Origin of the sequence: Pseudomonas sp. PA15(2017) (assembly GCF_001945395.1) — a bacterium.
In the GTDB taxonomy this organism is placed as follows: Bacteria; Pseudomonadota; Gammaproteobacteria; order Pseudomonadales; family Pseudomonadaceae; genus Aquipseudomonas.
Map to the genome: position 1 here is coordinate 69337 of NZ_MSXV01000044.1, position 6966 is coordinate 76302.

At 64.0% G+C, this 6966-nt stretch carries 6 protein-coding genes; 3 read left to right on the plus strand and 3 right to left on the minus strand.

The window, feature by feature from the left end; genetic code table 11:
* Nucleotides 1-172 precede the first annotated feature (172 nt).
* Nucleotides 173-1234 (minus strand): SDR family oxidoreductase, encoded by a 1062-nt coding sequence (locus BVH03_RS14100; protein ID WP_075961753.1) that lies wholly within the window; start codon nucleotides 1232-1234, stop codon nucleotides 173-175.
* Nucleotides 1235-1321: 87 nt separating this feature from the next.
* On the opposite strand from BVH03_RS14100, the gene BVH03_RS14105 reads away from it, so the two are divergent.
* The gene (locus BVH03_RS14105; protein WP_075961754.1) at nucleotides 1322-1702 is read left to right on the plus strand and encodes a helix-turn-helix domain-containing protein; all 381 of its coding nucleotides are present in this window, start codon (nucleotides 1322-1324) and stop codon (nucleotides 1700-1702) included.
* 15 nt (nucleotides 1703-1717) lie between these two features.
* On the opposite strand, the gene BVH03_RS14110 is transcribed toward BVH03_RS14105, so the two are convergent.
* Nucleotides 1718-2680, minus strand: coding sequence for a DMT family transporter (locus tag BVH03_RS14110; protein WP_075961755.1), 963 nt, complete (start codon nucleotides 2678-2680; stop codon nucleotides 1718-1720).
* Between the two features lie 107 nt (nucleotides 2681-2787).
* Here BVH03_RS14110 and BVH03_RS14115 point away from each other — a divergent pair, with 107 nt between their 5' ends.
* Complete coding sequence (locus BVH03_RS14115; RefSeq protein ID WP_075961756.1) at nucleotides 2788-3705, plus strand: LysR substrate-binding domain-containing protein; 918 nt, start codon at nucleotides 2788-2790, stop codon at nucleotides 3703-3705.
* A 53-nt stretch (nucleotides 3706-3758) separates the two neighbouring features.
* Here BVH03_RS14115 and BVH03_RS14120 read toward each other — a convergent pair whose 3' ends face one another.
* Nucleotides 3759-5204, minus strand: coding sequence for a SulP family inorganic anion transporter (locus tag BVH03_RS14120; protein ID WP_075961757.1), 1446 nt, complete (start codon nucleotides 5202-5204; stop codon nucleotides 3759-3761).
* Between the two features lie 400 nt (nucleotides 5205-5604).
* Here BVH03_RS14120 and fabV point away from each other — a divergent pair, with 400 nt between their 5' ends.
* Complete coding sequence (fabV, locus tag BVH03_RS14125; protein ID WP_075961758.1) at nucleotides 5605-6813, plus strand: enoyl-ACP reductase FabV; 1209 nt, start codon at nucleotides 5605-5607, stop codon at nucleotides 6811-6813.
* Nucleotides 6814-6966: the final 153 nt, after the last annotated feature.

The window sequence follows — 6966 nt, forward strand, 5'->3', positions numbered from 1 at the left end:
GCCACGCCAGCCCGGTTCCCTTTCCCTGCAGCGGTACTGCTTAGGGCGGAAAGGGGCGGGTTGGTTCAGGTTACCGAAGCGGCGCGAGGGGCTTGCTGGGAGCGGTTGGGCTGGGCGCCGCCTGGGTGCCCGGAAGCCCGTTGCGGGCTTCCGGATGGTACTGACCTGTCGCTCAGGGAATCAGCCTGGCCGCGCGCAACTGCTCGAAGACCGCGAAGAAGGCATCGTCGGTGGCCTGGTAGTCGAGAAAGCCCAGCTTGCGGCTTTTCGACATGTCGGTGACCACTTCAATGGGCCGACCCAGGTCGGCGTCGGTGTGCCAGGGAGAAATCAGGCGGGTGATGTCGGCTTCGGCCAGCTCGTGCTTGGCAACCAATTCCAGCCAGACTGCGGCGTCACCGGCCATCTGTTCTTCCAGCGGTGCGGGCTCGCCCTCGAAGGGGGCGGCTTGGAGGCCGAACCACTCGGCGATGCGCTGCCACATCCACTGCCAGCGAAACACGTCGCCATTGACGATGTTGAATGCCTGGTTGGCCGCTGCCGGGGTGGTCGCGGCCCAGTGCAACTGTTTGGCCAGTTGGCGGGCATCGGTCATGTCGGTGAGGCTGTTCCATTGCACGGCCGAGCCGGGGAAGCGGAACGGGCGGCCGGTTTCCCGGCAGATCGAGGCGTAGACGGCGAGGGTGGTCGCCATGTTCATGGCATTGCCGACCGCCACGCCGGTGACGGTGTGCGGGCGATGCACGCTCCAGGTGAAGCCGTCGCGTTTGGCAGCAGCGAACACTTCGTCTTCCTGGGCGTAATAGAAATTCTCCACGTCCAGGCGGCCCTGCTCCTCACGGAACGGCGTTTGTGGCAGCACGCCCTTGCCATAGGCCTCGAACGGACCGAGGTAGTGCTTGAGGCCGGTGACCAGGGCGACATGCTTGACGCTGCCGGCTGGGCTCAGGGCGTCGAGCAGGTTGTGGACCATCGCCGAATTGACGCGGATGTTTTCCGCCTCGGTGGCCTGTCGTGCCCAGGTGGTCAGAAATACATGAGTCGGCTCGAGTCCTTCGAGCGCGCTCGCCAGCGAGGCCGGGTCGAGCAGGTCGGCGGCGAGCGGGGTGACGTTTTCGGCGGTGTTCGGGTTGCGAGCCAGGCCGCTGACCTGCCAGCCCTGTTCGGCCAACAGGCGCGATGTGGCGCTGCCGACGATACCGCTGGCGCCAACGACCAGTGCGTGATGTGCCATGAATCTATTCCTCCACGAGAACGAGTATTGGCACCATAGCGACGCTGCAGACTCAAACCAAGACGGCACCAAAAGGTAACCACCCCGATGCAACCCGGCACTCCCGATGAACAATGGCGCGAAGACTGCGCGCCGCGACGCGTACTCGAACTGTTTGCCACCAAGTGGACGAGTATGATCCTGCACACCCTGCATGCCCGCCACGGCGGCACCGCGCGCACCGGCGTACTGCACCGCAGCCTGCCCGGTATCTCCAAGAAAATGCTGGTGCAAACCCTGCGCGAACTGGAAGCTAGCGGTCTGATCGACCGCCAGGTGCACGACAGCGTACCGCCCACGGTCGACTACTCGCTGACCGAGCTTGGCCAACGGTTGGTCGAGCCTATCGAGATGATCTATGGCTGGGCCCGCGACAACGCCCCGGCGCTCGATGCGTTGCAGCCGCGGCAGACCTCGCGCAGGCGCTGACTATCCGTCGCAGGCTCAGCCCTTATCGCATGTCCTTGCGCTTGCCTGGCGTGTTGGCGGGCCACCACGGCCCTCAGCCCGAATGATCCAGAACACGCCTCCCAGGATCAGCGCGATGCCCAGCGCTTGCGCGCCGCTGGGCAGGGCCCAAGCCAGCAGATAACCGTAGAACAGGGCGCAGAGCGTTTCAAACACGATCATCTGGCCGCTGAGAGCGACCGGCAGGTATTGGGCCGACGCGTTCCACAGGGCGTTGGCGATCCACGAGCCGGCTATCGCCAGGAACAGCGACGCGGCGATGAACGCCCAGAGGCGCTCGGCGGGTAGGTCCAGCGGCAGGAGTTGCGGCTGCAGCAGCGCCAGCACGAGGCTGGCCAACACCGCGACCAGGCCGGTTGAGATACCGAGCAGGGTGGACCACTCGCGCGGCCTGTAGCGCCCGCTCTTGAGCAACTGCGCGTTGCGCAGGGCGAACCATGACCAGGACAGCACGCCCAGCGCCGCACAAAGGGCGCCGAGCAGTTTGTCCGGGCTGGCCTCGCCGTTGATGACCTCCAGCACCGCGGGCAGGTTGATCCACAGTATCCCGGCCAGGATCAGCGCCAGCGCGCAGAGCATCGTCGCCAGGCCGGCCTGGCTATGACGCCGGCCCATCAGCATGATGGCCACGGGAATCAGCCCGTTGATCAACGAGGCGATGGGCACACCCGCGTACTGAACGGCGGTGCTGAGCAGAATGAAGTAGGCCAGGTTGCCGGTGAAGGCCAACTCGAGCAACAACAGGCAATCGCGCCGGGTCACACGGGCATGGAGCGCTCGGGCGTAAGGCAGCGCGAGCAGCGTGGCGAAGGCGCCATAAAGCATGAAGCGCACGCAGCTGATCACCACCGGGTGTACGTCCGGAATCAACGACGGCACGGCGATCACCGCACCCCAGATCGCGCCAGCCATGCCGGCCTGGACTATTGCTGTTCTCACTGGCCAGCCTCCTGAATAGGGCGCTAAATCTATCGTATCGCCTGGAGCTGTGCCGCGACATTGGCGCATACTGCCATTTCTTTCTGGCATGCCTGTCGAGTGTTCACGTGTCTTCGCCGTTTCGCGATCTGCCTCCCCTGGATACCCTGATCGCTTTCGAAGCGGTCGCTCGCCTCGGCAGCTTCACTCGCGCAGCCGATGAACTGCACGTGACCCAGAGCGCGGTCAGCAAACAGGTACGTGCGCTGGAGCGAGCACTGGGTGTCGAGTTGTTCCGTCGTCTGGCCCGTGGTGTGGAGTTATCGGCTGCCGGTGCGTTGTATCGGCAAGAGGTGGTGCCGGTCTTGCAGCGTATCCAGGCAGTCGGCCAGCGCCTCAGTGCGATTCGCCATCCCAATACCGTCACCGTGCTGGCTACCCACGCGGTCTCCCAGTTCTGGCTGTTTCCGCGGCTGTTGAGCTTCAATGCCCTGCACCCGCAGATCACCGTGCACATTCATGCCAGCAACGACATGCAGCCGTTCATGGTGGCCGACCACGACATGGCGATTCTCTATGGAGACGGCCGTTGGCCGGCACTCACCGCGCAGCCGCTGATACCCGAGATCATCTACCCGGTAGCACGGCCCGGCGTGGTGGATCGAACGCTGCAAGGCCTGGAGGATCTGGCCGCCATGCCGTTGATCCAGCTCGACTCGTCGTGGAACTGCATGGATTGGCAGGATTGGTTCGCTCACTTCGGTGTGCCCTATCAGCCACCGAAGTCCGATCCCACCTTCAACCAGTTGACGCTGACCTTTGCGGCCATCCAGCGTGGCGCCGGGGTTGGCCTGGCCTGGGATTTCATGGCGGCCGAAGCGCTGCAGAAAGGCGAGTTGGTGACGGTAACCGACTGGCGGGCCGATACCGGCCTGGCCGAATACCTGGTGCATGACCGAACACGCCCGCTGTCCGGCGCCAGCGAGATCTTTCACGACTGGTTGATCGGCGAGGCCGCTCGCTCAGGTGCTGCAGCGAGCGAATGATTTCGGTCTCTCAGCGGCGCCTTACAGGCTTCCGTCGGGCGAACTACGCATCGTCAAACCGGCTGCATCCCCGCGCGCTTGAGCAACTGCTTGCAGCGTTCGGACAAGTGCACCACGCGCAGGTGCTTGCCGGCCTTGGTGTAGCGCTCGCGCAGGGTCATCAGGGCGGCGATGGCCGAGTAGTCGACGAAGCTCAGGTAGCGGCAGTCCACGGTAACCTGCTCGGGGTCGTTGGCGGTGTCGAACTGGTTGAGAAACTGCGTGGTGGAGGCGAAGAACAGCGTGCCGCGGGGCAGGTAGAGCTTGCTGCCGTCGGCCTCCTGGCGGCTTTCGGCGTGCAGTTCGCGGGCGTGCTGCCAGGCGAAGTTGAGCGCGGCGATGACGATACCGCAGGACACCGCCACGGCGAGGTCGGTGAGCACGGTGATGATGGTCACCGCGATGATCACCAGCACGTCGTTGAGCGGCACCTTGCCAAGTACCCGCAGCGACGCCCAGGCGAAGGTCTGCTGGGCGACCACGAACATCACGCCGACCAGGGCGGCGAGCGGGATCAGCTCGATCAGCGGTGACAGGAACAGGACGTAGAGCAGGATCATCACCCCGGCGACGATGCCGGACAGCCGGCCGCGGCCGCCGGAGCTGAGGTTGATCATGGTCTGGCCGATCATCGCGCAACCGCCCATGCCGCCGCACATGCCCGAGGCGATGTTGGCCGCGCCCAGGGCTACGCATTCGCGGTCCGGGTGGCCGCGGCTCTCGGTGATCTCGTCGGTGAGGTTGAGGGTCAGCAGGGTTTCCAGCAGGCCGACCATGGCCATCAGCACCGCGTAGGGCAGGATGATCTTCAGGGTCTCCAGGGTCCAGGGAATCTGCGGCAGCGCCGGCACCGGCAGATTGCCGGCGATCTTCGCCATGTCGCCCAGGGTGTGAGTGGGCAGGTGCAGGAAGTAGGTGAGCAGGCCAACGGTGAGGATCGCGGCGAGAGCCGGCGGGATGACCTTGGTCAGACGCGGCAGGATGTAGACGATGGCCATGGTCAGGGCCACCAGACCGAGCATCAGGTACAGCTCGTTGCCTTCGATCCAGCGACCATCGCGCTGGAAGTGCTCCAACTGCGCCGTGGCGATGACGATGGCCAGACCGTTGACGAAACCAAGCATTACCGGATACGGCACCATGCGCACCAGCTTGCCGAGCTTCAGCAAGCCGAAGGCCATCATGATCAGGCCGCCGAGCAGTACGGTGGCCAACAGGTATTCGACGCCGTGCTGCACCACCAGCGCGACGATCACCACCGCCATGGAGCCGGCCGCGCCGGAGATCATGCCCGGGCGGCCGCCGAACAACGCGGTGATCAGGCAGATGAAGAAGGCACCGTACAGGCCCATCAGCGGGTTGACCTGGGCCACCAGGGCGAAGGCGATACACTCGGGCACCAGCGCGAACGAGGACGTGATACCGGCCAGGACATCGGCACGCAGACGGGCGATTTTCATGGGTTACCTGAATCGAGCAAGACGGACGCCCGGCAGGAGGCGGGCGCGATACGGCCTGTGCGGCCTTGGCGTTGGAAGGCTTGCGATGGTAAGGAATCGCCGCCGCGAAGGCCAGTGCCGGGGATCTGGATAGTGGCGACTTTCCCGGGTTTCGCTGCGCTCTACGCCGGGCTACGGAACAAAGCCATGCCCCCTGTAGCCTGGGTTGAGCGAAGCGATACCCAGGGTTCTTGCAGGTGTAGATAGCGATGTCGCCGAGCCCCTGCGACAAAACAACTGCCTGGCAAATGTGGCCTGGCTGGCTTTTGGAGCGACCAATAGGTCTAATTAGCCTTTTTCTCAGGCGCAAAATCGGCAGTAAACTGTCGCCTGCCCAAAAAACGATGACGAGGTAAACGCGTTGATTATTCACCCTAAAGTTCGTGGCTTCATCTGTACCACCACCCACCCGCTGGGTTGCGAGCGCAACGTGGCCGAGCAGATCGAGGCGACGCGCAAACTGGGCGTGCGTAATGACGGTCCGAAAAAGGTGCTGGTGATTGGTGCTTCCAGTGGCTACGGCCTGGCGGCGCGCATCACTGCTGCGTTCGGCTTTGGTGCCGATACCCTGGGCGTGTTCTTCGAGAAGCCGGGCACCGAAACCAAGGCCGGCACCGCGGGCTGGTACAACTCGGCAGCGTTCGACAAGTTCGCCAAGGCCGATGGCCTGTACAGCAAGTCGATCAACGGCGACGCCTTCTCCGATGAGGCCCGTGCCAAGGTCATCGAGCTGATCAAGAACGAAATGGGCGGCAAGGTCGACCTGATCGTCTACTCCCTGGCCTCGCCGGTGCGCAAGCTGCCGCAGACCGGTGAAGTGATCCGCTCGGCGCTCAAGCCCATCGGCCAGCCCTACAAGTCGACCGCCATCGATACCAACAAGGACGTGATCATCGAAGCGTCCATCGAGCCGGCCAGCGAGCAGGAAATTGCCGACACCGTGACCGTCATGGGCGGCCAGGACTGGCAGCTGTGGATCGACGCCCTGGCCGGCGCCGACGTACTGGCCGAAGGCGTGCGTACCGTGGCGTTCAGCTACATCGGCACGGAAATCACCTGGCCGATCTACTGGCACGGCGCGCTGGGCAAGGCCAAGCAGGATCTGGACGAGACCGCCCTGCGCCTGGACCGGAAACTGGCCTGTGAAGTCAAAGGCGGTGCCAACGTGGCGGTGCTCAAGTCAGTGGTCACTCAGGCAAGCTCGGCTATCCCGGTGATGCCGCTGTACCTGTCGATGGTCTTCAAGATCATGCAGGAAAAGGGCGTTCACGAAGGCACCCAGGACCAGCTCGACCGCATGTTCCGCGACCGCCTGTACCGCACCGACGGTGCCCCGGCGGAAGTCGACGAAAAGGCCCGCCTGCGCCTGGACGACTGGGAACTGCGCGACGACGTACAGGACGCCTGCAAGGCCATGTGGCCACAGGTGACCTCCGAGAACCTGTTCGAAATGACCGACTATGCCGGTTACAAGAAGCAGTTCCTCAACCTGTTCGGCTTCGAGCGCAGCGACGTGGACTACGATGCCGACGTGGCCACCGGTGTGCAGTTCGACGTGGTGCAGCTGTAAGGCGCAGCGGTTAGCGCCAGACCAAAAGGGACGCCTCGCAGAGCGTGTGAAAAGTCGCTGATGCAGGTAGTGATCCCATCAGACGCCCCGACATTGTTCGGGGCGTTTGCTTTTGTACGATTCGAAAGGTCGCGACCAACCTTTCAGGTGAGC